This is a genomic window from Vibrio splendidus, assembly GCF_002873455.1.
GTDB lineage: Bacteria > Pseudomonadota > Gammaproteobacteria > Enterobacterales > Vibrionaceae > Vibrio > Vibrio splendidus_J.
In genome coordinates this window covers 46,213-72,792 of sequence record NZ_MCUN01000052.1, presented here as the reverse complement: position 1 = coordinate 72,792, position 26,580 = coordinate 46,213, and the positions used below count along the sequence as shown (strand labels likewise).

Annotated in this window: 23 protein-coding genes; 1 reads left to right on the top strand and 22 read right to left on the bottom strand. The window is 45.3% G+C overall.

Going from position 1 to position 26,580, the window contains the following annotated elements:
* Window positions 1-75: 75 nt before the first annotated feature.
* The 5 genes from BCU75_RS21530 to guaB all read right to left on the bottom strand — a co-directional run bounded on the left by BCU75_RS21530 (window position 76) and on the right by guaB (window position 8,352).
* Window positions 76-669: an acetate uptake transporter gene (locus tag BCU75_RS21530; RefSeq protein ID WP_010440610.1), complete on the bottom strand. Its 594-nt coding sequence runs from the start codon at window positions 667-669 to the stop codon at window positions 76-78.
* Between the two features lie 477 nt (window positions 670-1,146).
* On the bottom strand, window positions 1,147-2,697 hold the full coding sequence (locus tag BCU75_RS21525; protein WP_102475042.1) for a Na+/H+ antiporter NhaC family protein: 1,551 nt from the start codon (window positions 2,695-2,697) through the stop codon (window positions 1,147-1,149).
* Between the two features lie 274 nt (window positions 2,698-2,971).
* A complete protein-coding gene (locus BCU75_RS21520) occupies window positions 2,972-4,681 on the bottom strand; it encodes a chitinase (protein ID WP_102475041.1) in 1,710 nt (569 codons plus the stop codon).
* 288 nt (window positions 4,682-4,969) lie between these two features.
* Window positions 4,970-6,523, bottom strand: a complete 1,554-nt coding sequence (gene guaA / locus BCU75_RS21515) for a glutamine-hydrolyzing GMP synthase (RefSeq protein WP_017106473.1) — start codon at window positions 6,521-6,523, stop codon at window positions 4,970-4,972.
* Between the two features lie 365 nt (window positions 6,524-6,888).
* Window positions 6,889-8,352 carry an IMP dehydrogenase gene (guaB, locus tag BCU75_RS21510; protein ID WP_004735127.1) on the bottom strand — a complete coding sequence of 488 codons (1,464 nt, stop codon included), beginning with the start codon at window positions 8,350-8,352 and terminating at the stop codon, window positions 6,889-6,891.
* Window positions 8,353-8,621: 269 nt separating this feature from the next.
* Between guaB and xseA the strand changes: the two genes are divergently transcribed.
* Window positions 8,622-9,968 carry an exodeoxyribonuclease VII large subunit gene (gene xseA, locus BCU75_RS21505; RefSeq protein ID WP_102475040.1) on the top strand — a complete coding sequence of 449 codons (1,347 nt, stop codon included), beginning with the start codon at window positions 8,622-8,624 and terminating at the stop codon, window positions 9,966-9,968.
* Window positions 9,969-10,074: 106 nt separating this feature from the next.
* Here xseA and ureG read toward each other — a convergent pair whose 3' ends face one another.
* From ureG to der, 17 genes are all read right to left on the bottom strand, one after another.
* Complete coding sequence (gene ureG, locus BCU75_RS21500; protein ID WP_102475039.1) at window positions 10,075-10,713, bottom strand: urease accessory protein UreG; 639 nt, start codon at window positions 10,711-10,713, stop codon at window positions 10,075-10,077.
* Between the two features lie 46 nt (window positions 10,714-10,759).
* Window positions 10,760-11,440, bottom strand: coding sequence for an urease accessory protein UreF (locus tag BCU75_RS21495; RefSeq protein ID WP_102475038.1), 681 nt, complete (start codon window positions 11,438-11,440; stop codon window positions 10,760-10,762).
* A gap of 42 nt (window positions 11,441-11,482) precedes the next feature.
* A complete protein-coding gene (locus tag BCU75_RS21490; RefSeq protein WP_102475037.1) occupies window positions 11,483-12,079 on the bottom strand; it encodes a HupE/UreJ family protein in 597 nt (198 codons plus the stop codon).
* Window positions 12,080-12,314: 235 nt separating this feature from the next.
* Window positions 12,315-12,767: an urease accessory protein UreE gene (gene ureE, locus BCU75_RS21485; RefSeq protein WP_102475036.1), complete on the bottom strand. Its 453-nt coding sequence runs from the start codon at window positions 12,765-12,767 to the stop codon at window positions 12,315-12,317.
* A gap of 143 nt (window positions 12,768-12,910) precedes the next feature.
* The gene (gene ureC, locus BCU75_RS21480) at window positions 12,911-14,614 is read right to left on the bottom strand and encodes an urease subunit alpha (RefSeq protein WP_102475035.1); all 1,704 of its coding nucleotides are present in this window, start codon (window positions 14,612-14,614) and stop codon (window positions 12,911-12,913) included.
* 41 nt (window positions 14,615-14,655) lie between these two features.
* Window positions 14,656-14,991, bottom strand: a complete 336-nt coding sequence (locus BCU75_RS21475; protein WP_004735120.1) for an urease subunit beta — start codon at window positions 14,989-14,991, stop codon at window positions 14,656-14,658.
* Between the two features lie 11 nt (window positions 14,992-15,002).
* Window positions 15,003-15,305 (bottom strand): urease subunit gamma, encoded by a 303-nt coding sequence (gene ureA, locus BCU75_RS21470; RefSeq protein ID WP_004735119.1) that lies wholly within the window; start codon window positions 15,303-15,305, stop codon window positions 15,003-15,005.
* 133 nt (window positions 15,306-15,438) lie between these two features.
* Window positions 15,439-16,386: an urease accessory protein UreD gene (locus tag BCU75_RS21465; RefSeq protein ID WP_102475034.1), complete on the bottom strand. Its 948-nt coding sequence runs from the start codon at window positions 16,384-16,386 to the stop codon at window positions 15,439-15,441.
* Window positions 16,383-17,078 carry an urea ABC transporter ATP-binding subunit UrtE gene (gene urtE, locus BCU75_RS21460; protein ID WP_102475033.1) on the bottom strand — a complete coding sequence of 232 codons (696 nt, stop codon included), beginning with the start codon at window positions 17,076-17,078 and terminating at the stop codon, window positions 16,383-16,385. The genes BCU75_RS21465 and urtE overlap by 4 nt, the downstream gene beginning before the upstream one ends.
* 1 nt (window position 17,079) lies before the next feature.
* On the bottom strand, window positions 17,080-17,922 hold the full coding sequence (gene urtD / locus BCU75_RS21455; RefSeq protein WP_102475032.1) for an urea ABC transporter ATP-binding protein UrtD: 843 nt from the start codon (window positions 17,920-17,922) through the stop codon (window positions 17,080-17,082).
* Window positions 17,919-19,100 (bottom strand): urea ABC transporter permease subunit UrtC, encoded by a 1,182-nt coding sequence (urtC, locus tag BCU75_RS21450; protein WP_102475031.1) that lies wholly within the window; start codon window positions 19,098-19,100, stop codon window positions 17,919-17,921. The genes urtD and urtC overlap by 4 nt, the downstream gene beginning before the upstream one ends.
* Window positions 19,101-19,110: 10 nt before the next feature.
* Complete coding sequence (urtB, locus tag BCU75_RS21445) at window positions 19,111-20,739, bottom strand: urea ABC transporter permease subunit UrtB (protein ID WP_102475030.1); 1,629 nt, start codon at window positions 20,737-20,739, stop codon at window positions 19,111-19,113.
* 134 nt (window positions 20,740-20,873) lie between these two features.
* Window positions 20,874-22,160, bottom strand: a complete 1,287-nt coding sequence (gene urtA / locus BCU75_RS21440; RefSeq protein ID WP_102475029.1) for an urea ABC transporter substrate-binding protein — start codon at window positions 22,158-22,160, stop codon at window positions 20,874-20,876.
* A gap of 292 nt (window positions 22,161-22,452) precedes the next feature.
* Window positions 22,453-22,680, bottom strand: coding sequence for a zinc ribbon domain-containing protein (locus BCU75_RS21435; protein ID WP_102475028.1), 228 nt, complete (start codon window positions 22,678-22,680; stop codon window positions 22,453-22,455).
* Window positions 22,681-22,722: 42 nt separating this feature from the next.
* The gene (locus BCU75_RS21430) at window positions 22,723-23,718 is read right to left on the bottom strand and encodes a GGDEF domain-containing protein (protein ID WP_102475027.1); all 996 of its coding nucleotides are present in this window, start codon (window positions 23,716-23,718) and stop codon (window positions 22,723-22,725) included.
* A 289-nt stretch (window positions 23,719-24,007) separates the two neighbouring features.
* Window positions 24,008-24,910, bottom strand: a complete 903-nt coding sequence (locus BCU75_RS21425; RefSeq protein WP_102475026.1) for a metal-dependent hydrolase — start codon at window positions 24,908-24,910, stop codon at window positions 24,008-24,010.
* Between the two features lie 133 nt (window positions 24,911-25,043).
* Window positions 25,044-26,525, bottom strand: a complete 1,482-nt coding sequence (der, locus tag BCU75_RS21420; RefSeq protein WP_004735108.1) for a ribosome biogenesis GTPase Der — start codon at window positions 26,523-26,525, stop codon at window positions 25,044-25,046.
* Window positions 26,526-26,580: the final 55 nt, after the last annotated feature.

Genomic DNA, 26,580 nt, shown 5'->3' with positions numbered 1-26,580 from the left:
CAATGTTTATAACGAGTTCATTACTTATAACGAACTGACTGCTTATAACAAACTAACTGTTCCCGAGTTAGAGCATTACGCAGCGATTTCTTGTGTTGCCATTTGAGGTGCTTTCTTCTCACCGATAGGCAGTACTGTACGGCCGTATTCGTTGTTGATTACTTGTGCCATTGCAAAGTAGATAGCTGAAGCGCCACAGAAAATACCTTCAAAACCAGCGATAGTGCCGATTAGTTCGCTGCCAGTGAAATCACGAGCGGCTAGTAGGAAGAACAAGATAGTTAGTGAACCGAATACTACCTGCTTCGCTACTGGGTAGCATAGAGAACCGATGAACATGAAGCCTGTGAAGATACCCCATAGTAATAGGTACCAACCCATGAATGCAGCAGGGCTTGCTGGAAGGCCCATGTAAGGCATCACGATCAAACCAACTAGAGATAACCAAAATAGGCCGTATGAAGTAAATGCTGTCGTACCGAACGTGTCACCACGTTTGAAACACATAGTGCCCACGATAACTTGGCTCAGACCACCGTAAAAAATACCCATAGCAAGAATCATTGAATCGATTGGAAAGAAACCTGCATTGTGGATATTAAGAAGAATAGTGGTCATACCGAAACCCATTAGGCCTAATGGCGCTGGGTTAGCTAGTTTGGTCGACATTGCGAATTTACCTTATTAAAGTGGTTGATTAAAAAAAATCGATAAAAATTATCAGAAAATTTTAATCTATAAACCGTACAACTAGGTAATCCAGTTATCGCAAACTAAGATTGTACAAATGATCTTATGGAAAATTAGTTTCATAACCAGTCTGTTTAATTCACTGAGACTATCAATAAACAAATTCCCTATCAGCTCGTTGCTCACTGTAGGGAATGACGAGAGAGGTAAGTGTCGAGGCAATTAGATAGAGGCTAGTGCTACATTATTCCAGAATCGAGGGGCGATATATTGGTATCTACTCTTCGATATAAACTCTTACGGCACATACAAGAGATTCCCTATCACGTTCGTTCCTCACTGTAGGGAATGACGCGTGAGGTAAGTGTTGGGGAATTAGATAAAGGCTGGGGCTACGTCATTCCAGAATCGAGGGACGAGATATCAGGAATCTCACCCCTGTTTGGTAATCTTAAATTACGCTTGTTGTGTTTTAGATTCAGACACTTGAGATTGAACTTCTGAAGAAGCGCTTTTACTCGCATCACGCTTAGCTAATAGAGTTACAAGAATAAGCTGAGCAACAAGCGCACCTAGAACCACCAATGCACTTCCAGTAAAGCCTGCCACAACAAAGCTAACCAAAGCGATAGAGCCGTTCATCAATGCATAAGGAAGCTGAGTCTTAAAGTGTTCAAACTGATCACACCCTGCCCCTGTTGAAGAAAGAATCGTTGTCTCAGAGATAGGCGAGCAATGGTCACCGAACAAGCCTCCCGATAACACCGCACCAATCGCAACGAGAAGCGGAGCATCTATTGCCACAGCCGTAGGAATAACCAATGGCATCATAATCGCGAAGGTTCCCCACGACGATCCGGTAGCAAATGAAATGATAGCCGATAGTAAAAACGCAACGGCAGGTACTAACCAGTAAGGGAAGCCGCTCTGTGCTTGATCGGCGATATAAGCCGCTGCGCCCAACTCTTTACCGACTGTGCTTAACGCCCAAGCCAATACCAAGATGATCGCCACTGGCATCATGTTTCCCATGCCTTTTAAGTAAACAGAAACGCCATCAGACAGCTTTCTTACACCGTAGCACGCCATTAGCGAGATCAAGGTGATCGCGGCAAAGAAATAAGCCGATGATAAAGCCGCTCTGAACGAGGAACCCGCGACCTTTTGGAATGGGAAGCCTTGAGGAACCAACATGGCACACAACACCACCAGCATCACTAACAATGGAGCCCAAACAAAAGAGGCCTTTGCATTTTTATGCGAGAACGGATTCAGTGAGTCGCTATTCACGCCAGTATCGATTCCCGCTTGGCAATCACGCTCGGCTTTTGCCATTGGCCCAAAGTCTAAACCTTTAACGGACACTAACGGGACGATGAAAATCGCTAGGAATGCGTAGAACTGAAAAGGAATTGCACCGATGAACGCATCCCAATCAGACATGTTGACGTTCAACGTCGTAAACTCTTTTTGAATTAGACTCATGATGTAAACGCCCCATCCAATGAAAGGGATAAGAATAGCGACGGGCGACGAGGTTGAGTCGATGATGAATGCTAGCTTCTGTCTTGAGAGTTTCAGTTTATCGAAAAGGGGACGAAAAACAGGGCCAACAATTAACGGAGTACCTAAGTCTGAGAAAAATATAACGATTCCACCCAACCATGCTGAGATTTGAGCTTGGCATTTGTGGCTTACCCATTGAGTAACACGTTTTGCAAACGCAACACCACCGCCTGATTTCTCCATCAAAGCAACAAAGCCACCGATGAACACCAACAGCATGATCACACCAGCGTTATAGCTGTCGGTAAGTTGAGGGACTAAGTAACCTTTCACCATGGTACCAAACGTATCAAGCGGGTTAAGTTCGCTAAACATACCAGTGAGCATTGCCACACCACTCAGCACGCCTGCAAATAGGCCTATCACTACATTCCTTGTCGCCAACGACAACACCAAAGTAATCACAATGGGGATGAGTGACGTGATATCTGTCTGTTCCATAGGTACACCTTAACCCTAAAATAAAAAGAATAAATATAAATTAAATTTGAATATAAATTCACAATCATCATTTGTACAGAACTTTATCCTCTAACTGGATAATTAGTCTTTAAATACGCTTCAACATAGCCAAATAGACCAATAGCCCTCCTTAGATAGCCAAGTTCGAAACGAAAAAAAGCCGAAAGTAGAAACTTTCGGCTTTTGATTATTTATATCATTATGGTCGTACTACTGAACTCGTCGGTTAGACCGATTTTCAGTATTCAGACGATCAATTACAGCTAATTTCATCCCAGAACCAATTCGACTGAACAGGGCTTTCCCATACACCCGGGCCGTTTTTCGCTACGAAGCACTTGCCGTTATGAGTCACTTTATCACCGTTACTCACTTGGCTAACGCCCGCTTGCCATGTGATAAACACCGATGGGTCAACGACGACAGGCGGCTCGGTAACAGGTGGTTCAACTGGTGTTGGGTCAACCGGATCAGGATCGACAGGTTCAGGGGCAACTGGCGATGGGTCTGTCACGGGTGGTGTTGGCTCTCCAGCAACCAATTTCCAAGGGCCGCCATTGGCCGGGTCATCCCCTTGTGTCCACCATTTCGCTTCGTAGGTTGCACCGTTGTGAGTAACTTGGTCACCAGCGTTGTAAACCTTGGTCGCACTCCAACCATTACCCCCCGGATCAGTACCAGGGTCTACTGGATCAAGCTTATCGACCACTTTCACTTCAGGCCAACTCGCATGTGACCCATAAAAGTTGGTCACACACTTCTCATAATCGCCAGCCACCAGCGCTGAATATGCCGTTTGGAATCCAACCAACTCACATTCAAATGAGTAGCCTTCTGGGCGGTCTGCGTAGTATTTCCAGTTGCCATCCCAGTTGGTGTACAACACATCGGTTGCGCCGTTGAGGTTCAAACTTCCGTAAGGCGTTTGCTGCCAACAAGTATTGGCTTCATCCGCTTCTACCGGAATTTGATAGTGTGCCGCTAGCCCTTCCCAGTAACGAATACGGTTAACTGGTTGGCCTTTGTCTTTGTTCTGCTCACCACACTCGATACCACCATTAATCACGTTAATCGTGGTACCAAATCCATAACCAATACCTGCATCCAATTCGCGTTGAGATGGCGTCCAAGTACGGTCGATAACATGCAGCATTGCTGGTTTAGGTGCTTGAGGCGTAAGGAAGAACCAGATAGCAGAAGCCAAGTTCAACCAAGAATCCGCCACTAAACCGGGATTGTTCAATAGAACCGTTGCATCGCCATCAAACATCACTTCCGAGAACGCGCCGTAGTTAAAGTGATAAGAGAGCTGTTTAGCACCACGCCCAAAGTAGCCCTGCCCTGCAGCACAAGGCCAGCGTGCATTCTGCCAATCATTCTGACCACAACCGGTGGTGTAACCTTCTTGACCTTCAGACCAACCCATTTCACGAACATGCACCAGCGCTTGCTGCCACTCTTCGAGAGCTAATGGGTTATCAGAGGTGTTGTCTATCGCGATGTGACCGCCCGTCTCTTGTGAGAAATGAGCAAAAGCGGTGATGATGGATTTCTTACAGATGGCGTCGGAGTCACGGCCGTCAGTGTACTCTCCACAGAAAGCGGGAAATTTACCAATCGCACGTAAGAAACGAGTGTAGGTGTATTCTGGCGCCGCCATTTGAGTGAGGAAGTCCCATTCAGATTGAGGGAATACACGCTCGACTCGTTTTACGTTTTCAGGATTCGAGGCTAAACCCGGCTCAATAGCTTCAACAATACTATTGGGACGAGTTTGTAATGCTTGTGACCAGATCGCATACATAGGATCGGATGTTTTCGCTTGTTCAGCAGCTTGTAATGCCGACTTTTCAACAAGGTAGCCATTCGGGTTTTGCGGATCAGGTTGAATGTTCAAAGACGCGTAACTGTGTGCTGCTAAAGTGCAGCCAACTACTGTCGCCAAATGTTTGATTTTTAACATGATGGATTCTCTTATCTGTCCTTAATAAGTCCATCAAAGAGTATGTGGCACATGGGAAATAGCCTAGCTGTTGCGATATGAATTTATAAAAAGTGCGAGTGATAGTTTTATGTATAGTTAAACGTAACAACGCGTCTCATGCTTTCTTGAGCTGATATCTAGTTTCCAACTGATTTGGTTTCTAGCGGTTAGATATGGCTCTTTAATACCCTGAATCAGAAAGAAAAAAGCCCCGAACTGAGTTCGAGGCTTAAGATCTTAATCAAAACTGGTTAAATCTCTAAGAGATTATTCCCACTCGATAGTTGCTGGTGGCTTACCAGAAATATCGTAAACAACACGTGAAATGCCGTTAACTTCGTTGATAATACGGTTAGATACCTTACCTAGGAAGTCGTATGGTAGGTGTGCCCAGTGAGCAGTCATGAAGTCGATAGTTTCTACTGCACGTAGAGATACAACCCAATCGTACTTACGGCCATCGCCCATTACGCCAACTGAACGTACTGGTAGGAATACCGTGAATGCTTGAGATACTTTGTGGTAAAGGTCAGCAGCGTGAAGCTCTTCAATGAAGATAGCATCAGCACGACGCAGTAAATCACAGTACTCTTTCTTCACTTCACCAAGTACACGAACACCTAGACCTGGACCCGGGAATGGGTGGCGGTAAAGCATGTTGTATGGAAGACCAAGCTCTAGGCCTATCTTACGTACTTCATCTTTAAACAGCTCACGTAGAGGCTCAACAAGGCCCATTTCCATATCATCAGGAAGACCACCAACGTTGTGGTGAGATTTGATTACGTGTGCTTTGCCAGTCTTAGATGCTGCAGACTCGATTACGTCTGGGTAGATAGTACCCTGAGCAAGCCATTTAGCATTCTTCAGTTTCTTAGACTCTTCATCGAAGATATCTACGAATACGTGACCGATGATCTTACGTTTCGCTTCTGGTTCAGCTTCGCCTTCAAGAGCGTTAAGGAAACGTTCTTCAGCATCAACTTTAATGATGTTAAGGCCAAATTGATCACCAAACATGTCCATAACCTGCTCGCCTTCGTTTAAACGAAGAAGGCCGTTATCAACAAATACACATGTTAGTTTGTCGCCGATAGCGCGGTGAGCAAGCATCGCTACTACTGATGAATCAACACCACCAGAAAGACCAAGGATAACTTCGTCGTCACCTACTTGTTCTTTAATACGAGCAACTGCGTCTTCAATGATAGACGCTGAAGTCCACAGACCTTCACAACCACACGCGTTAAGAACGAAGTTCTCAAGCATTTTTAGGCCGTTTTTAGTGTGCGTTACTTCTGGGTGGAATTGAACACCGTAGTATTTCTTATCTTCGTTTGCCATTGCTGCGTATGGGCAAGTGTCTGTCTCTGCGATTTTCGTGAAATCAGCAGGGATTTCAACCACTTTGTCACCGTGGCTCATCCAAACGTCTTGAGTTGTCTCAAGGTCAGCGAAAAGTGCAGATTCACCCGTTACTTGTACAGCAGCGTAGCCGAACTCGCGCTCAGTAGACGTTGCTACTTTACCGCCAAGTTGCTCAGCCATCGTTTGCATGCCGTAGCAGATACCGAAGACAGGAACACCTGAATCAAATACGTACTGAGGTGCACGTGGAGAGTTCTCTTCCGTTACACTTTCAGGGCCACCAGATAGGATGATACCGTCTGGATTGAATTCACGAATATCCGCTTCTTCTACGTCCCAGCTCCAAAGTTCACAGTAAACACCGATCTCACGAATACGACGAGCTACTAGCTGTGTGTATTGAGAACCGAAGTCCAGAATTAGAATACGTTGGTCATGAATATTTTTAGTCATTGTAAGCAGTCTTATTGGCTATGTGATAAAACGGAGGCGAGTTTACTCACCTCTGATTAACTCTTCAAGAAATAAAGCAAACGTTTTCGTAAGTTATCTATAAGGCAATGTTTTGCAAAAATCATACGTTCAACAAAACAGGCTTTAGATATAATACCAATCACAGTAAGTAAGTGTTCAGGAATAGCGCAGGAAAAAAGCTTGAGAACAAGGCAGAATTTTCTGATAAGTAGTTATTCTACAATCAAAAATTCTAACGAAGTTATCGAGTTTTTTAACAAGCTAGGATGACCAGTTATTTACTACGATTGGTATAGTAATGTGCCGACTAAATCAGCACATTATTCAAACGTTTGGACGTATTATTAACCTAAACGGTAGTTAGGTGCTTCTTTCGTGATTTGAACATCGTGTACGTGAGATTCTTTCATGCCCGCACCAGAAATACGAACAAACTCAGCTTTAGTACGCATGTCTTCAACAGTTGCAGAACCCGTTAGGCCCATGCTTGAACGTAGACCGCCCATCTGTTGGTGAACGATCTCTTTTAGACGACCTTTGTATGCGATACGACCTTCAATACCTTCTGGAACAAGCTTGTCTGCAGCGTTGTCAGATTGGAAGTAACGGTCAGAAGAACCTTGAGACATAGCGCCAAGAGAACCCATACCACGGTAAGACTTGTAAGAACGACCGTTGTAAAGGATAACTTCACCCGGTGCTTCTTCAGTACCCGCGAACATTGAACCAACCATCACACAAGATGCGCCAGCAACGATAGCTTTACAGATATCGCCAGAGAAGCGGATGCCGCCATCTGCGATTACTGGGATACCGTATTCATTTGCTACTTCAGCTGCGTCTGCGATTGCTGTTACTTGAGGAACACCAACACCAGTAACGATACGAGTAGTACAGATTGAACCCGGGCCGATACCCACTTTAACCGCACTAACACCCGCTTCGATAAGAGCACGAGCGCCAGCGCCAGTTGCTACGTTACCACCGATGATTTGTAGATCAGGGTATGCAGCACGCGTATCACGGATACGGTTAAGTACGCCTTCAGAGTGACCGTGTGAAGAATCGATAAGTAGAACGTCTACGCCAGCTTCAACAAGAGCAGCAACGCGCTCTTCGTTACCAGCACCAGCACCAACAGCTGCACCTACACGTAGGCTGCCGCGCTCATCTTTACAAGCGTTTGGTTTACGTTCTGCTTTGTGGAAATCTTTTGCAGTGATCATTCCTGTTAGTTGGAAGTCATCATTTACAACAAGAACTTTTTCAACACGCGCTTCGTGCATTTTCTCTTGAACTTCTTCACGAGTTGCACCTTCTTTAACAGAAGCAAGGCGAGCTTTAGGCGTCATTACTACGTCAACTTTCTTAGAAAGGTCAGTCACAAAGCGAACGTCACGGCCAGTAATAATACCAACAAGTTCGTTTGTTTCAGTAACAACAGGGAAACCGGCGAAGCCGTGTTTTTGAGTAAGAGCTACAACATCAGCGATTGTCGCGTCAGGGTTTACAGTAACAGGGTGAGAAACCACACCTGCTTCGTAAATTTTAACCTGGCGAACCATTTCAGCTTGTTGTTCAATAGACATGTTCTTATGAATGAAGCCTATTCCGCCTTCTTGTGCCAGTGCAATCGCTAGGCGAGCTTCTGTCACAGTATCCATCGATGCAGAGATCATTGGGATGTTTAGGGAAATATTCTTCGTCAGCTGAGTGCGAAGATCAGCTGTATTAGGGAGAACGGTGGAGTGTGCTGGCACTAGCAGTACGTCGTCGAATGTCAGCGCTTCTTTGGCAATTCTTAGCATTTGCAATATCTCACAATAATAGGAGTAAAAAGAAACAATCCAATCTCATCGTTTCGCCTAATGAGGGCAGCCAATTAAGGAAAATCAAACTGCATTTGGATTAGATATTGCGGACGGATTATACGGCCAACGAAATCGCTTGGCTACACATTTTTGTATTTTTAATTTGCATTTACCCCCTTGCTATGTATTATATTGCCGCTATCTTCCATACTCACGCCCTGTGAGATTCCAAGAAAGACCTTCCTTCAAGGAAAGATAGTGCTTCTATGACTAATCCAAACATCTTTACTGTTTCTCGCCTCAACTCAGAGGTTCGTCTCCTATTAGAAAACGAAATGGGAATAGTCTGGCTCGTTGGTGAAATCTCAAATTTCTCTGCACCTGTCTCTGGTCATTGGTACCTCTCGCTTAAAGACTCTCGCGCTCAAGTTAAGTGCGCTATGTTTCGTGGCAATAACCGTCGTGTGACTTTTAAGCCTCAGAACGGTAATCAAGTTTTAGTCAAAGCACGTCTGTCTCTTTACGAGCCACGCGGTGACTATCAGCTGATCATCGAAAGTATGCAGCCAGAAGGTGACGGCAAGCTTCAGCAAGAGTTTGAAAAACTTAAGATGAACTTGGCGGCGGAAGGCTTATTTGCTCAATCCAGTAAACAAATTCTGCCAGAACACCCTAAGTGCGTTGGTGTTATCACATCTAAAACAGGCGCAGCCCTCTTCGATATTCTCGATGTACTGAAAAGACGCGACCCGTCATTGCCAGTCATCGTGTATCCGACCATGGTACAAGGTGAAGGAGCTTCGATTCAGATCGCTCAAGCGATTGGACGTGCCAATGAGCGTAACGAGTGTGATGTATTGATCGTTGGCCGTGGCGGCGGCTCATTAGAGGACTTATGGTGTTTCAATAACGAGATCGTTGCTCGCACAATTGCAGCAAGTCAGATCCCGATTATCAGCGCCGTTGGACACGAAGTTGATGTCACTATCGCCGATTTCGTCGCAGATATGCGTGCTCCAACGCCATCAGCAGCCGCTGAATTGGTTAGCCGTGACAACAGTCATAAAGAGCAAGCTTATGCCTCTAAACGTGCTCGTTTAGTGAGTGCGATTCGTCATGTGTTAATCAAACAAGCGCAATCAACTCAAACGTTGAAATACCGCTTAGAGAAACAACACCCGAGCTACCAACTGCAAAAGCAGAGTCAGCAGCTTGATGACTTAGACATGCGTTTACGTCGTGGTATGACTCAATACTTAAAGCAGCATGCGCAGCGTGTTGAACGTAAACAACATCAGCTTCAGTTGAACTCGCCAGTGAAGCGCCTTGGTGAACAGAAGCTGCATCTGCAACGTTCAGAGCAAAAACTATTGGATGCAATGGATAAAACACTACTAACCACTCGCCACCAGCTCGCTATGGCTGCCGAGAAGCTAGAAACAGTGAGCCCGCTGGCAACTCTAAAGCGTGGCTACAGCATTACTCATTCCGCATCGAGCAAGACTGTGTCATCAATCAACGATGTTGAGGTGGGCGAAGTGATCACCACCCAAGTTGAAGATGGTGTAATTGAATCGCAAGTAACAACAAGAGTTGCTAAGAGCGAGCTTTAGCTTCGACTAGAACGTTAAAAATCCTTTAAACCCAAAAGCCCTATCGATAATAAAAAGGGCTTTTTTGTATCTATTGGCTTCAAAAGAAAGCGAACGTATTCAAACTCTACTCAATCGTAGAAGGCTCCTTCATGGTTAGCATGCCTTCTGTCACGATAAAGTTGATGATGAAGTCTAAGCCTTGGCTCTCTTTTAGGTTGGTGAACACATATGGCTTGGTTAGTCGCATGCGCTGCGTATCTTGCTCCATCACCTCAAGTGACGCACCAACATACGGTGCTAAATCGATCTTGTTGATGACTAGCAGATCAGAACGCGTAATACCCGGCCCGCCTTTACGTGGAATCTTTTCCCCTTCCGCTACATCAATCACGTAGATAGTAAGGTCGGCTAACTCAGGGCTGAACGTCGCACTGAGGTTGTCGCCACCGCTTTCGACGAATACCACATCAAGGTTCTTATGCAGCTTAGCAAGCTCTTCTACTGCCGCGAGGTTCATCGACGCATCTTCACGGATCGCCGTGTGTGGGCAACCACCCGTTTCTACACCAATGATACGATCTGGTTCTAGAGCCTCTGCTCGCGTAAGTATCTTGGCATCTTCTTGGGTGTAGATATCATTTGTTACCACGGCGATATTGAGCTTGTCGCGAATCGCCTTACATAGCACCTCTAATAGCGCTGTTTTACCTGACCCTACCGGGCCGCCAATACCAATTCGAAGGGGTTGCTTATAACTTTCCATTGTCTACTTCCTTATATTCTTTTTACTACACCGTTCTAGCTGACCGCTACGAACGAAATAGTCGTGTGTATTGTGTTTCGTGCAGTGAACTTGCTAATGCCATTGATGGCGAAAAGCTGCCTATCATCCAATCTTCTATCGAGCCTGCCTTTTCGATTACCTCAGGAAAGGTGTTGGTGATATTAATCAGTGCCAACTGACCATCGGTTTGACCTAAAGGCACCAGTTTCACGCCTGCGGTAACAATATTTTCAAGCCAGCTCCATAAGTAACCTTGCTTGAGATTTTCTAAATCAATACCCCAATGCTGAGCCGCCATACACATGCCCAACAATTGGTTTGGATGACTATCAACAGAATCCACCAGCGAAATATCGATATCCAAGCGCTTCAACAAGGTGTTCAATGCCTGCCCACGCTGCTTTTCTTCCGCTCGCAATTCACTGGTTTCACGGCTTGAGTATAAATAGTTACACCAATGCTCAATCTCATCGATTTCACCCTTTTCTAGCGCGTGATAAAGACGCTCTAAGATGGGCAATTCCAAGGTTGCGATACTGGAACTGACGATGGTATTGAGCCACTGTTCCATGCTATCGCGATCGGTCACCCACCCCGCTTCAACCGCTAACTCTAGGCCTTGCGAGTAAGTGAACCCACCAATCGGCAATGACGGACTGATCAATTGAAACAGACGATAGATGGCGACATTTTCTGTTGTAGTCATAACCGTGCCCTCAGTCTTCTAGAATCAAATAAGTTCGAGAGCCTACGCGACTAACAGCAATAATGCGCTTGCTGAAGCCACGCCGACTGACAACCATTTAGAGTAAACCGCGCGACCAACAAAAGTACCGATAACCATCAGAGCCAAAGCACTGATACTCATGCCTGTTGCGAACTGAGTCAGGTTGCTCGCGGCTTCAACGCCGTGTGCGTAACCATGGAAAAACAACATAGCAATCGAAGCAACTAATACGCTGTTTACACGCTTGGTTGATGGTGAGAATACATGCCATAAACATAAGCTGACGACAAACAGAGAAGCGATAATGGCAGGCTCAACAATCACAGAGAAACCTAGGGCTTGGCCTGCGATAAGCCCTACCACTAAAGACACCAATCCACCGCAAATCAGAGCTGCTTTTGTCTTGGTGGAAAATGAAAGTGCGCCAATTAGCAGACCAAAAGCGATCAGCATGATTAGGTGATCCATGCCTGTCACTGGGTGAGTTAAGCCAGACATAAATGAGTGAGACTCATGAACCGAATGCGAACCGTGCCCCGGGTGAGCCAATGCCAATGTCGATGTTGTTAGAGAAGCTATTGTGAAAGTGCATAAGCCTGCAGCTGTTTTAAAGTTCATCGCGAGTTCCTTGCTTTATACCAATCGTAGTAAATAATTGCTCACCCTAGCTTGCTAAAATGCTCGATAACTGCGTTATAATTTTTGATTGTAGAATAACTACTTATCGAAAAATTATGCCTTGTTCTCAAGCCTTTTTTCTGCGCTATTGTTGATCACTTACTTACTGTGATTGGTATTATTGTTATTAATATCGTGGTTGTATCTATAAATGGGTGAGTCTCAAATGACTCGATTAATGATGGTGATGATGACCACCCGAGCGACCGCCATAAGCGCCACCTTCAGGTTCAAAAGGTTGTTTTTCGGTCGTCACTGTCGCGCCCAAACCTTCAACCATTTCATCCAAAACATGGTCATGTTGATAACGCACCCAGCCCGCTTCCACTTGCAACGGAACATGTCGGTTACCAAGGTGGTAAGCAACACGAGTTAATAGATGCGAGTCTTTACAGTAAACAGTCGACACGGTTTCCGGTGCCGCTTTCACTTCGACAGTTAAGCCACACTCACTAGTTAATTGTTCACCGCCACGCAAGATATGGCCGCGTGGTAGAAACAGCCCTGCGTCTCGACCGTCATCGAGTGTGACTTTAAGACGACTCTTAATACGGCTATCAATCGGTAGACTTAGAAAGCCATCTGGAGCCGTGTTCAACTCGGCTTGAATTTGAGTAAGTTCAATCATGCTATTACCTCAATCTCCTTGTGAGATTTATAACGTTCAAAATAGTGTCACTAGAATAAGAGACTTCTGTCAAAGAGCCCTCAATTGAGAGTTAAAATAGAGCCCTCAGCTAAGCCTTTAAACAAGAGCCTTCAGCCAAGCTCTTAAAATAGAAAGTACCGCTGTGCCATTGGCAACTCTTCAGCAGGCTCACAAGTTAGCAATTCACCATCGGCGCGTACTTGATACGTCTGAGAATCCACCTCAATCTTCGGCATCCAATCATTGAGCTTCATGTCGGCTTTGCTGATGTTTCGGCAGTTGCTCACTACGCCAATCAAACTCTGCAAACCCAATTTCTTATCGATGTTCTGCGCTTTGGCTTCCTTAGAGACAAACAGCATTGATGTGTTCTGACACGCCTTACCATAGCTACCAAACATAGAGCGATAGTGAACTGGCTGAGGAGTTGGAATAGAAGCGTTTGGATCACCCATTGGTGCCATGGCGATCATGCCGCCTTTCAAAATCACGCTTGGTTTCACACCAAAGAAAGCAGGTTTCCACAACACTAAGTCAGCTAATTTTCCGGCTTCAATCGAACCGATTTCATGAGACATGCCATGAGTTATCGCTGGGTTAATGGTGTACTTAGCGACATAACGTCTTAGACGGAAGTTATCGCTGTAGTCTGAATCTTCTTTTAGGCTACCGCGCTGAACTTTCATCTTGTGCGCGGTTTGCCAAGTTCGAGTTATTACTTCACCCACTCGCCCCATCGCTTGAGAATCCGAAGCGATCATAGAAAACGCACCTAAGTCATGAAGAATGTCTTCTGCGGCAATGGTTTCACGGCGAATACGCGATTCAGCAAACGCGACATCTTCAGCGATCGATGGTGAAAGGTGATGACACACCATCAACATGTCTAAATGCTCATCGACCGTATTGATGGTGTAAGGTCGTGTTGGATTGGTTGAGGAGGGCAAAACGTTCGGTTCGCCTGCAGCGCGAATAATATCGGGAGCATGACCACCGCCTGCACCTTCGGTGTGATAGGTATGAATCACGCGATCGCCGATTGCACCCAGTGTCGATTCAACAAAGCCAGATTCATTCAAGGTATCAGTATGAATCGCCACTTGTACGTCCATCTCGTCAGCAACGCTCAAGCAGGTATCGATTGACGCAGGTGTGGTTCCCCAGTCTTCGTGCAACTTCAAACCAACTGCGCCTGCGGCTACTTGTTCACGTAGTGCTTCCGGTTGGCTAGCGTTCCCCTTACCGAGCAAACCAAAGTTCATTGGGAATTGATCGAGCGATTCCAGCATGCGGTGCATGTTCCAAGGCCCCGGCGTACATGTGGTTGCGTTGGTACCCGTATTTGGCCCAGTGCCACCGCCAATCATGGTGGTAACACCTGAAGCTAGCGCTTCTTCAATTTGTTGTGGGCAAATAAAGTGGATGTGTGAATCAATGCCACCAGCTGTCAGGATTGAACCTTCACCGGCTAAAATCTCTGTGCCCGGGCCAATCACAATATCAACGCCCGGTTGAACATCTGGGTTGCCCGCTTTGCCCAATGCCTGAACTCGACCATCTTTGATGGCGACATCGGCTTTTACGATACCCCAGTAATCCAACACAATCGCATTAGTGATCACCAAATCTGGAGTTTCGGCACTTGGACGTTGGCTTTGCCCTTGTCCATCACGGATAACTTTACCGCCGCCGAACTTCACTTCGTCGCCGTATACGGTGTAATCCTTTTCAACTTCTAGCCATAAATCGGTGTCAGCAAGACGCACTCGGTCTCCAACTGTTGGCCCGAACATTTCGGCGTAAGCCTGTCTGGATATCGTCGCCATGATCAATCCTTTGTTATTTTAATTATTTCCGTGAAGAGCGCTTAAAGCTTGCCCATCACCTTTCCTTGGAAGCCATAGATCTCTAACTTACCGGCGTAACGCACTAACTCGACGCTACGCGACTGACCCGGCTCAAAGCGAGTTGCAGTACCAGCAGGAATATTGAGTCGAAAGCCTTTAGTGGCTTCTCGGTCAAAGATCAGTGAAGGGTTTGCTTCATAGAAGTGGTAATGAGAGCCAATTTGAACAGGACGATCGCCAATGTTTTGAACCTTAACGGACGTTGTGTCGCGGCCTTCATTGAGAGTGATGTCACCGGGAGCGGTTTCGACTTTTCCGGGAACGAATCCTGAGTATTGTTTTGTGGAACCAGCCATATTACTTCTCCCTACACGATAGGTTCATGAACGGTCACCAACTTGGTGCCATCAGGAAAAGTGGCTTCGACTTGTACATCAGGGATCATGGAAGGGATCCCCTCCATAACGTCATCGACAGTAAGCAGTGTGCGTCCAAAATCCATCAACTCTGAAACGGTTTTACCCTCGCGGGCACCTTCGAGAATGGCACTGCTGATCAGTGCAATAGATTCTGGATAGTTGAGTTTTAAGCCTTTTTGTTTGCGCTGCTGTGCCAGCATTCCTGCGCAGAAGATAAGTAGCTTATCTTTTTCTCTTGGTGTTAATTCCATTTAGCCGCCCGCTGTTAGTGTTGTTTTCTTAGTGCTCAAAAACGCATGAACAGTAAGTGAGATTCAAACACAGCAAGCTTTAAAAAATGTACCGAGGGCCGGAAGTCGCCCTCGGTACAAAAAGGGCTAATCGCTAAGTCGCCCAAATCCTTGGTAAATCAGGAGTCGTACCACACAAATGAGAGCGAGTTGCTTGCCATACCTGACCAAAGGCCTGGAGGATATCTTCACTCCAATTACCCAAGGCTCGCACCACAATCAATCCCTCTATTTGCGTCGCACCCATTATTAATGTGGGCTCATTCGGCACTTTCGATGTGACTGATTGCTGTGAAGCTTGCTGTGTAATAGATAAGAGCAAGCTCTGTACCAACTCTAAATCTTGCTTCTCATTTGACGTAATATAAAAGGTTCCCATCATTGAGAAATCAAGTAACCCCATATTTATCATTAACTTATCGCCACCATGAAAATTAAAACCTTCAGTGAGAAGCCTTTGATTATCAAGATAGATTTCTGTTTTCCCTACAAGGTGACCATGCTCAAATCCCTCATTCTGTGCAGGTCGCCCAAAACAGTGCATCTCCCAACCCCAAAACTGAGCGCCCTTTTCTAGCCGAATTTCAGTGTCTAAACGTACGTGTGCATTAGGGAAAAAAATGTTCTCTTGCGGCATCCATTCCAAGCGTGCATCTTTCTTCACTCGCAAGGTCTGCTTCTGCTTGGCGTACTTATTATTAGAACGATAAAACTTAGTGGCACCGGGGGTGGTAATTAGCGCATGAGCGCCACTTTCTATGGTCGCTTCAATATTGAGAGTGTCACCACCTACTACTCCACCGGGGGGATGGAGTAAGTAGGTGTGACACGTTTCCCCATCAGGATACAAGGGGCGTTGCACCGCAAGCGGACCAGACTGCTGACGATTCTTTAATACAGTTTTATCACCACGGTCGACAAAGGTGAGGTTTAAGCTCGCTTGCCAACCGTCTCGAATATCTTGTTCAATGGTTTCATTAAGAGACAAAGCGGCCGTTAGAGAAGCATTTCTTACTTCACCCGGAGAAAAGAGAGAATTCATACGGTCAAGTACTCCTTGATCAATGATTCATTGAGCCCTTTCATTTCTCCTTCCGCAACCTGACGTCCGCGATCTAGAATACAGAAACGATCACCGACCTTTCGAGCAAATGGTAACTTCTGTTCCACAAGCAGTACCGTGAGTCCCATCTTCTCGTTAAGCATACGAATGATGTCACCAATCTCTTGCACAATATTGGGTTGAATACCTTCTGTCGGTTCATCCAAGATCAATAGCTTAGGGTTAACCACCAACGCACGCCCAATCGCGAGTTGCTGCTGCTGACCACCGGATAAATCACCACCACGACGATGCAGCATCTCTTTTAACACTGGGAATATATCGAAGATGAATTCAGGGATATTACGGTCGCCTTTTTCGCGAATCGGTAAACCTACTTCTAGATTTTCTTGCACAGTGAGCATAGGAAAGATCTGACGTCCCTGCGGCACATAACCGATTCCTTGGCGAGCCCGATCTTCGGCATCGGTTTTCAAAAGCGACTCACCCGATAATGAGATGTCACCGCTTTTGACTTTAACCAGCCCCATAATGCATTGCAGCAACGTCGTTTTACCGACACCGTTTCGCCCCATCAACACCGTGCATTTACCTTCTGGGATCTGCATGTCCAAATCCCACAGCGTATGGCTCTCACCGTAAAATTGATTAACTGATTTAACCTCTAGCATCCTATTCTCCGAGATAAACTTGTTTAACTTCAGGGTGAGCTTGCACTTGATCCATGGTGCCTTCTGCTAACACGTGACCTTGATGAAGTACGGTGACATGGCTAGCGATTGAACGAACGAAGTCCATATCGTGTTCAACAACGACCACTGAGTGTTTGCCTGCCAATGAATTGAGTAACTCCGAGGTACGGTCCATTTCTTGGTGAGTCATACCCGCAACAGGTTCATCCACCAGCAACAGCCTAGGGTTTTGCATCAGTAACATGCCAATCTCCAACCACTGCTTTTGTCCGTGAGACAGGTTACCCGACAAATTAGCGGCTTCGTCTTTTAGGTGAATCAACTCAAGTACCGAGGTAAGTTTGTCTTTCTGCTCGCCAGACATCACGGCTGTATAGGTCGCCCACACAGAACGGTCACCGGCCATGGCTAACTCAAGGTTCTGCCACACGGTTAAACACTCAATCACGGTCGGTTTTTGGAATTTACGCCCAACGCCTGCATTGGCGATTTCGGCTTCGTTCATCTTCAATAAGTTGATGTTCGAACCCAACCACACTTCGCCAGTATCTGGCTTAGTTTTACCTGTGATGATGTCCATCATGGTGGTTTTACCTGCGCCATTAGGACCAATAATGCAGCGAAGCTCTCCCTCATTGATGTAGAGATTAAGATCGTTTATCGCTTGGAAACCATCGAAACTTTTGTTGACACCTTCCACATACAACAGCACGTTATGACGAGTATCTATGGCTGGGTGAATATCAGGTTTGAGGTAGTCAAAGACTTCGTCTCGACGAGTGAAAGCCTGGATCGATTCCTTAACGCTATTAAATGTGGTCATGCGATCACCTCCTTGGCTTCTGGCTGATCATTCTTATCTGATGTTCCTCGTCCCTTGCCTCGTGAACCCGAAGCTTTACGCAGTTGTTGCCATTTCTCACTGACAAAGCCAATCACACCTTGTGGGAAATACATGGTTGAGAGTACGAATAGACCGCCCAGAGCAAACAACCACACCTCTGGAAATTCAACCGTGAACCAACTCTTGGCGTAATTAATAATAAGCGCACCAACAATGGCACCAAACAGAGTGGCACGACCGCCTAAGGCAACCCAAACCACAATCTCAATCGAATTAAGCGGTGCAAACTCTCCCGGATTGATAATGCCAACTTGAGGAACATATAAAGCCCCGGCAATACCCGCGATAACCGCAGAAAGAACGAAGACCCACAGCTTGATGCCATCGACGTCGTAGCCCATAAAACGAGTGCGTGATTCCGTATCGCGAATCGCTAGTGCCACACGACCTAAGCGACTGGTCACTACCATACGACAGGCGATGTAACTAAGGATGAGCGCAATGCCAGTCGCGACAAATAGACCTATCTTGACCGCATCACTCTGCAAGCTCAGACCTATGATGTCTTTGAAATCCGTCAGTCCGTTGTTACCACCAAAGCCCATCTCGTTACGGAAGAATGCCAACATCAATGCGTAAGTTAACGCCTGAGTCATGATGGATAAATAAACCCCAGATACGCGAGAGCGAAAAGCAAGGTAACCAAACAAGTAAGCCAACGCGCCCGGCACCAACACCACCATTAGGCAAGCAAACCACAACTGATCAAAGCCCTGCCAGAACCACGGCAACGCAGACCAATCAAGGAACACCATAAAGTCAGGAAGGATTGGATCACCATAAACTCCACGGTCACCAATCTGGCGCATTAAGTACATGCCCATCGCATAACCACCAAGGGCAAAGAAAGCACCATGACCTAGACTTAAGATCCCGAGATAGCCCCACACAAGATCGAGTGCCAACGCCAACATCGCATAACTCAGGTATTTACCCATCAATGAGATAGTGAAAGTCTCAACATGGAATGGGTGTCCACTTGGCAACATGGTGTTAGCCAGTGGAATAAGAATCACGGCCGCAAGAATGGCAAGTATGGTCAGTTGGCCACCCTTGTCACCACGCATCACCGAAAGTACAAATGATTTAGACTGCATGATGTTGTCCTTAACCTTCAGCTGCACGACCACGTTGTGGGAATAATCCGCGTGGACGTTTTTGAATAAATAGAATGATGAAAACCAGTACTAGAATTTTAGCGAGCACCGCACCAGCCCATGGTTCTAAAATCTTATTGAATAAGCCAAGGCTTAAACCTGCGACTAACGTGCCCCATAGGTTGCCAACGCCGCCGAATACCACCACCATAAATGAGTCGATGATGTACGCCTGCCCCATATTCGGTCCAACGTTAGTCAGTTGAGAAAGTGCCACACCCGCGATACCAGCAACGCCAGAGCCTAAACCGAAGGTCATCGCATCAACTCGCTCAGAACGAATGCCCATCGCACGCGCCATGCCACGGTTTTGAGAAACCGCACGAACCTGTAAGCCTAGTGGTGTCTTTTTCAAAACCATCAATAAGCCCATAAACACTAAACCACAGAACAAGATGATATAAAGTCGGTTATAGGTCAGAGACAACATTGGGTTTAATTGAAGTGCGCCAGACATCCATTCAGGCGTGCTTACTGAGCGGTTCAATGGAGAGAAAATCGAGCGAACGGCTTGTTGTAAGATCAAGCTAATACCAAAGGTCGCGAGTAAGGTTTCCAATGGACGACCATAAAGATGACGAATCACGCTTCGCTCAATCACAATGCCCACTAAGCCAGAAACAATGAATGCTGCAGGAATAGAAAGTATCAACGCTAAACCAATATGATTGGGCATCAACAACTGCATTACATAGGTGGTATATGCGCCAATCATGATCAGCTCACCATGAGCCATGTTGATAACGCCCATTACACCAAAGGTAATCGCCAAGCCAATGCCCGCCAGCACCAATACCGAACCTAAGCTCAAACCAAAGAATACGGTTTCTACCCCCGAATAGAGTGCTTGGCTCTGTTGATAACCGTCCATCGCACGCTCTGCCGCTGCCAAGACTTTTGGGTCTTGCTCACTGCTCAGTAGTTGATTAAGTGTTTTCAGAACCACGGAATGTTTGAAGTCGCCAACTCGTTCAATTGAAGCCACACGATCTTCAGTGGTGGCACTGTTATTAAGAGAAGTGAAAATGGCTAACGACAAATCCATTAGCTCGGCTACTTTGCCATCTGATTCATTTGTTCTGAGTTCAGTTAGTCGTTCGATGATGACAGAATCTTTGGTTCCTAACAGATCCAGAACCGCTTTATAGCGCACCTCTGGGTTACTGCTGTTCAGTCCAATCGAGGCTATTTCCCCGCGCAAGATGCCGCGAAGTTTGTTATTCACACGAACCTTTTTAAACTGTCTCGCATTCTCGATATTAAGCGTTGAATCATCCCATACTGACTGAGCTGACGTCGCTGTTTTGATGTTTTGAATGAGATAGAGCTGTTTATAATGTTCGTTTTTTTTATCATTGAAGTAATAGAGATTGCCGTTTAGCCATCCATCTAAAATAGGTTTCGACACATCTTCCGTTTGCGTCTCAATCACCCAATCGATAGCTAATTCTTTATCCGATGTTTTCTTACCAACTAGCGCCTTGGTAAAGCTAGCTTCATCCGCTATTCCTGCAAAAGCCAACTGAGCACTGACAGCCATGAGCAACAGCGCCTTAAATACGTTCAATACGTTTTTCATCCCTGCTTCCTTAGTCCACCTAGCTAGATATTGTTATTTTTGCTTGATGGATACGTGGATAATTATTGTTACCTCAAAATTGTGAGCCTTTCCTTAGCTATGTTTACCAAGGGCAAGGCTCACAATTAATGATTCTAGTTACCGCCAGAACACTTCTTAGTTTCAACGTTGAACGCACCGCACGAGAATGGCTTAGACCAACTAGAGAACAGTTTTGCTGATTCCGGCAAGTAGTTAGACCAAGCATCACCCGCAACTAAGCCTGTGGTTTCCCAAACGATGTCGAACTGACCATCATCTTGGATTTCACCGATCAGTACCGGTTTTGTGATGTGGTGGTTTGGTAGCATGGTTGAGTAGCCACCAGATAGGTTAGGAACAGACACACCAATCAAGGCATCTTGCACCGCTTCAGCGTCGGTTGTACCCGCATTTGTCACGGCTTGAGCCCACATGTTGAAACCAATATAGTGTGCTTCCATCGGGTCATTCGTTACGCGTTTGTCACTCTTAATGAATGACTGCCATGTTTCAACAAACTCTTCATTGGCTTCCGTATCGACGCTCATGAAATAGTTCCACGCAGCTAAGTGCCCAACAAGAGGTTCAGTATCCATACCCGATAGCTCTTCTTCACCAACAGAGAATGCAATAACTGGGATATCTTCAGATGAAATGCCCTGAGCGCCAAGCTCTTTGTAGAAAGGCACGTTCGCATCGCCGTTCACAGTAGAAACTACAGCGGTTTTCTTGCCTGCTTCGCCGAACTTTTTGATGTCTGAAACGATAGATTGCCAATCAGAGTGACCAAATGGCGTGTAGTTGATCATGATGTCTTCTTCTGCGACACCTTTATCTTTTAGGTAGGCTTCTAAGATCTTATTGGTGGTGCGTGGATAAACGTAATCAGTACCAGCAAGTACCCAGCGCTCCACTTCCAGTTCATCCATTAAGTAATCAACGGCAGGAATCGCTTGTTGATTTGGCGCGGCGCCAGTATAGAAAACGTTTTTAGAAGACTCTTCACCTTCATACTGTACTGGATAGAAAAGGATGCTGTTGAGCTCTTCAAAAACAGGCAACATGGATTTACGTGATACCGATGTCCACCCCCCGAACACCACATCCACTTTTTCTTTTTCGATAAGCTCGCGCGCTTTTTCTGCAAATAGCGGCCAGTTTGACGCAGGGTCAACAACGACAGGCTCTAGCTTCTTGCCAAGCAAACCGCCCTTTTTGTTCTGCTCTTCAATGAGCATCAACACGGTATCTTTTAGCGTTGTTTCACTGATAGCCATAGTGCCAGAGAGTGAATGTAGAACACCGACCTTGATGGTCTCATCAGCAGCAAGCACTGTTGCAGAAGAAAATGAAAGTGTTGTACACAGTGCAGCTAGCGATAAATTGAACACCTTGTTCATGATATTACTCCATAATTGTATTTTTGTTATTCAATTACAGAGTTACAAGAAGAGTGCCAAACTTAAAAAGCGACCAATAAATTTATAAGCTATTGTATTAATGGAACTTAAAATCAAGTCACACCAATAGAGTGCATAGTAATCATGTCACTATGTTTTATATTGGTGCAGTGACGATGAGAATGAACCAAGATGACACAAACGTATTCGCCAGAGACAAAAAAGACCCAATATCTTCATATTGAGCCTCTAATAAACATCACAAATTGTCATCCAACCATACCGCTACAGATTAATCGGCTTGTTGAAATTCGAATTTCACTCTCGACTTAGATTTAAGCTCGTTGCAATCACCATTACAAAAATAGCTCGCTGAACCACAGGCTTGAAGCTTCTCGAGTTGACCATCGCACTCTGGGCAAAATCCAACTTTAGTAAAGTGAACCTGACAGCTTTCACAGTGGTATTTGCCATCCCAAGCAAGATCAGACTGGCACTTAGGGCAGATATTTTCACTCATTAGCATTTCCTAATTCACTACTATTTTTACAATCTACTACTGCTAAGACTTAGCTTGCTTGATTTGATACATGTTCTTGTCAGCTTGTGCGATCAACTGGTCTAATCCTTGAGGGGCTTTCTCACAAGACAGGCCAACACTCACCGAGAACTGCACATCATTAATATAAAGAGCTTGTTGTAAAGCTTTCTCTAAGTTGTGGTAAAAGGTAACAACACTTTCATTATCATCAAAGCAAGCAAAAACCACAAACTCATCACCGCCGTAACGGCCGATCTTGGCGCATGCAGTGGTCGCCTCATCAAGAACTTTTGCAACAGTCAGTAACACTTCATCACCAAAACTATGGCCATAAGTATCGTTGATCGACTTAAATTTATCGACATCAACAAACAGGCATGCCATCACTTTGTTTGAAAAACATTGTTTAACCAGAACTTTCTCAGCTTCACTTAACAACGCTCGACGATTCAAACAATGTGTCAGGGAGTCATGACTGGCAAAAAAGTTAAGTTGGTTTTCAAGTTCAAACTTCTCTAGCGCCACCGAATACAAAGAAGCAAGCAACTCTAAGATCTCAAGCTCAAATTCGTGTGGCTCAGAGGTGTACTGACTATAAACGGCGAAAGTACCCAATACATGACCGTGCGATGAGATAATTGGCACCGACCAACAGGCATGCAAATTGGCTTGATTAGCTAACGCTAAGAAAGGTGTCCAATTTGGGTGTGCATTTATATTGGAGACCATCACCGCTTTCTTAAGCGCAGCCGCCTCGCCACAAGAACCAATGCCTGCACCAATCCCTACCCCTTCTATCTGTTGATTGTAAAAATCAGGCAAGTTTGGGGCATATTCAAGGTGTAAAGTCTTCGACTCTGAGTTAAGCAATAAAATTGAAGCCATACGCTGCCCAAAAAGCTGCTCGGTAAGCTGAATAATCTTGTGGTTTAAATCTTTGCGATCCAACCCAAGAGCAAGCTTCCGCAGCAAGCTATTGACGGCTCGATGACCTTCTAATAAAAATTGTTGTTCCATTCACTAAAGCTTTCAATTGTGTAATCGGGCACAGCTTGTTCTTATGCAAGCTTACTATTGGTTAATAATAACACACTAAATAAGCGGTACACACAATCGAAGATCATAGGTTGATCTTTCGCTTTATCTATTTTGATCAGCGATCTACCCCAAAAAGAATATTTATATCACCACACACCGAAAGCATAAGTTACATGTGCTGCATTTCAATTTTAAATGGTCATTTATATTAAAAGTTACATATTAAAACAAAATAAACAGCATAAGCCATTTCGATCTGTAGTCTAAATCATCGTATTACATGCGTCAGCATTTCAATATGCTGGTCATCTAACTGGGTTAAATTAACCGATAAAGACTTAAGTTCTGACGTATTCTCGATGTGAGTACCACCACACGGAATAGACACTAAGGTATCGCTATCCAGCTGCCATTCCCAATAGCGAGAGTCTGTTAATGCCTCACCTTCCAGTCTCATTCCTACTAGCGTCGACTCTGCGAGCCAGCTTGAAATCATCTGGTTGATATCGGCTTCAATACCATCAAGGTTCGCTAGCATGTCTGCAACGTTCAAACCACGCTTCTTCAAGGTTTTACCCAAACGATACTTGTCTGTACATAACTCTGGAGTCACAAAGCTAGTCACTTGTGCGTAGCTATTGAAGTCGTAGCTGCCGAGTGGATCTTTTCTATCTGCATCTTTACGCCAGTAACTCTCAGCCAATACCTTATTCAGCGCTAAGAAAGCGATGTGGCCAGCACTGTGACCGCGGCTAAGGCTTGCTTGGTACTCTTTATCTACCGTCAACCCGACTTCGTCGTTAATGTTAATCATAGAAGCAGATGCGGGGAGTTGATGAACAACCACAAACGCCCAACCTTCCGTATCTCGCTTAACAGGGATATCTGCTGCGATATGAAGTTTTCCAGTAGATTGCTCCACTGCACCAACAAGGCAATCTTCAACAATATACTGTTCACCATTTACGCTGACAAAACCTCGGTCTGCTGGGTGATCGGGCCAAATATGACTAACAGGGTGGAAAGGTGTCATGTCGGTGATCAGGTAGGTTTTGCTGTCATCGTTTTCAACGTACAACGCCTTGGCATTAAGCTGCCAAGCCTGGTGACAAAATTGAGTGATGGTTGGGGTGATTGCTGACGCGGATGTATTCAAATCGCTAGTGGTCATATCATTCTTCTTTTTGAATCTAGTCTGATTCGTTAAGCCATAGCGATACGAAAGCGTGCAGTTATGGCTTAACGTGAATTTTGCTTAAAAAAATACCCGAGACAGGCTCGGGTATCAAATCTATTGGAAAGGTTTACTTACGACCTTTAACCATGCTCATCATACGCTTACGTTTACGTTCTTGAGAGATTGTCAGCTTGGTTGTCTTAGCTTCAAATGGGTTCTCGCTGTTCTGGAATTGAATGCGAATAGGTGTACCCATAATCTCTAGTGAACGACGGTAGTAGTTCATCAAGAATCGTTTGTATGAATCTGGCAAGTTACGTACTTGGTTACCGTGAATAACGATAATCGGTGGGTTGTAGCCACCAGCGTGCGCGTATTTCAGTTTCACACGACGGCCACGAACCATAGGCGGTTGGTGATCATCGGTTGCCATCTTCATGATACGAGTTAGAACAGAAGTACCAACACGAGTCGTTGCTGACTTGTAAGCTTCTTGAACAGATTCAAACAAGTGACCAACACCTGTACCGTGAAGTGCAGAGATAAAGTGAATACGTGCGAAATCAACGAAACCTAAACGACGGTCTAGTTCTTTCTTAACGCGATCTTTAACATCGCTGTCTAGACCATCCCACTTGTTTACTGCAATAACAATTGAACGACCAGCATTCAACGCAAAGCCTAACAAGCTTAAATCTTGATCAGAGATGTTGTCTCGAGCATCAATAAGCAGCAATACAACGTTAGCATCTTCAATTGCTTTCAGTGTTTTAACCACTGAGAACTTTTCTACTGTTTCGTTGATATTCTTACGACGACGAACACCAGCAGTGTCGATTAGAACGTATTCACGCTCATCACGCTGCATTGGAATGTAGATAGAGTCACGAGTTGTGCCCGGCATATCGTAAACAACCACACGTTCTTCACCAAGAATTCGGTTAGTTAGTGTTGATTTACCTACGTTCGGACGACCAATGATCGCTAGCTTAATCGGTTGATCTTGAAGACGCTTGAACTCTTCTTCCGCTTCTTCTTCAGTGAAATCAACTTGCTCTTCTTCTTCGTCTTCAAACTCAGTCAAATCGCTTACTTCGCCATTCTCAGCTTTTAACGCTTCTGCGAACGGGTTAAGAGCAAGATCAATCAACGCTGTTACGCCACGACCATGCGCTGCAGCGATTTGGTACATGTCTTCTACGCCTAGTTGCCAGAAATCAGCACTTGCAGCATCAGGGTCAATACCATCAACCTTGTTTACGACTAGCATTGAAGGCTTTTCTAGTTGACGAAGGTGCTTAGCAATCGCCACGTCTGAAGGTGTTAGACCCGCGCGGCCATCTACCATAAATAGAACGACATCAGCTTCATCAATCGCCGCTAGCGACTGTTCAGCCATTTTAGTTTCAACACCTTCTTCAGTACCGTCGATACCACCAGTGTCAATAACAATAAAGTCATGCTCGCTAAAATGAGCATGACCGTATTTACGGTCACGCGTTAAGCCAGGGAAATCCGCAACCAATGCATCACGAGTTCGAGTCAATCGGTTAAATAACGTAGATTTACCTACGTTCGGACGCCCTACTAGAGCAACAACAGGTACCATAACAACCTCTACAATTTCTTCTCTAAATGTAGTTATAGGTAAGCACTTGATCGCA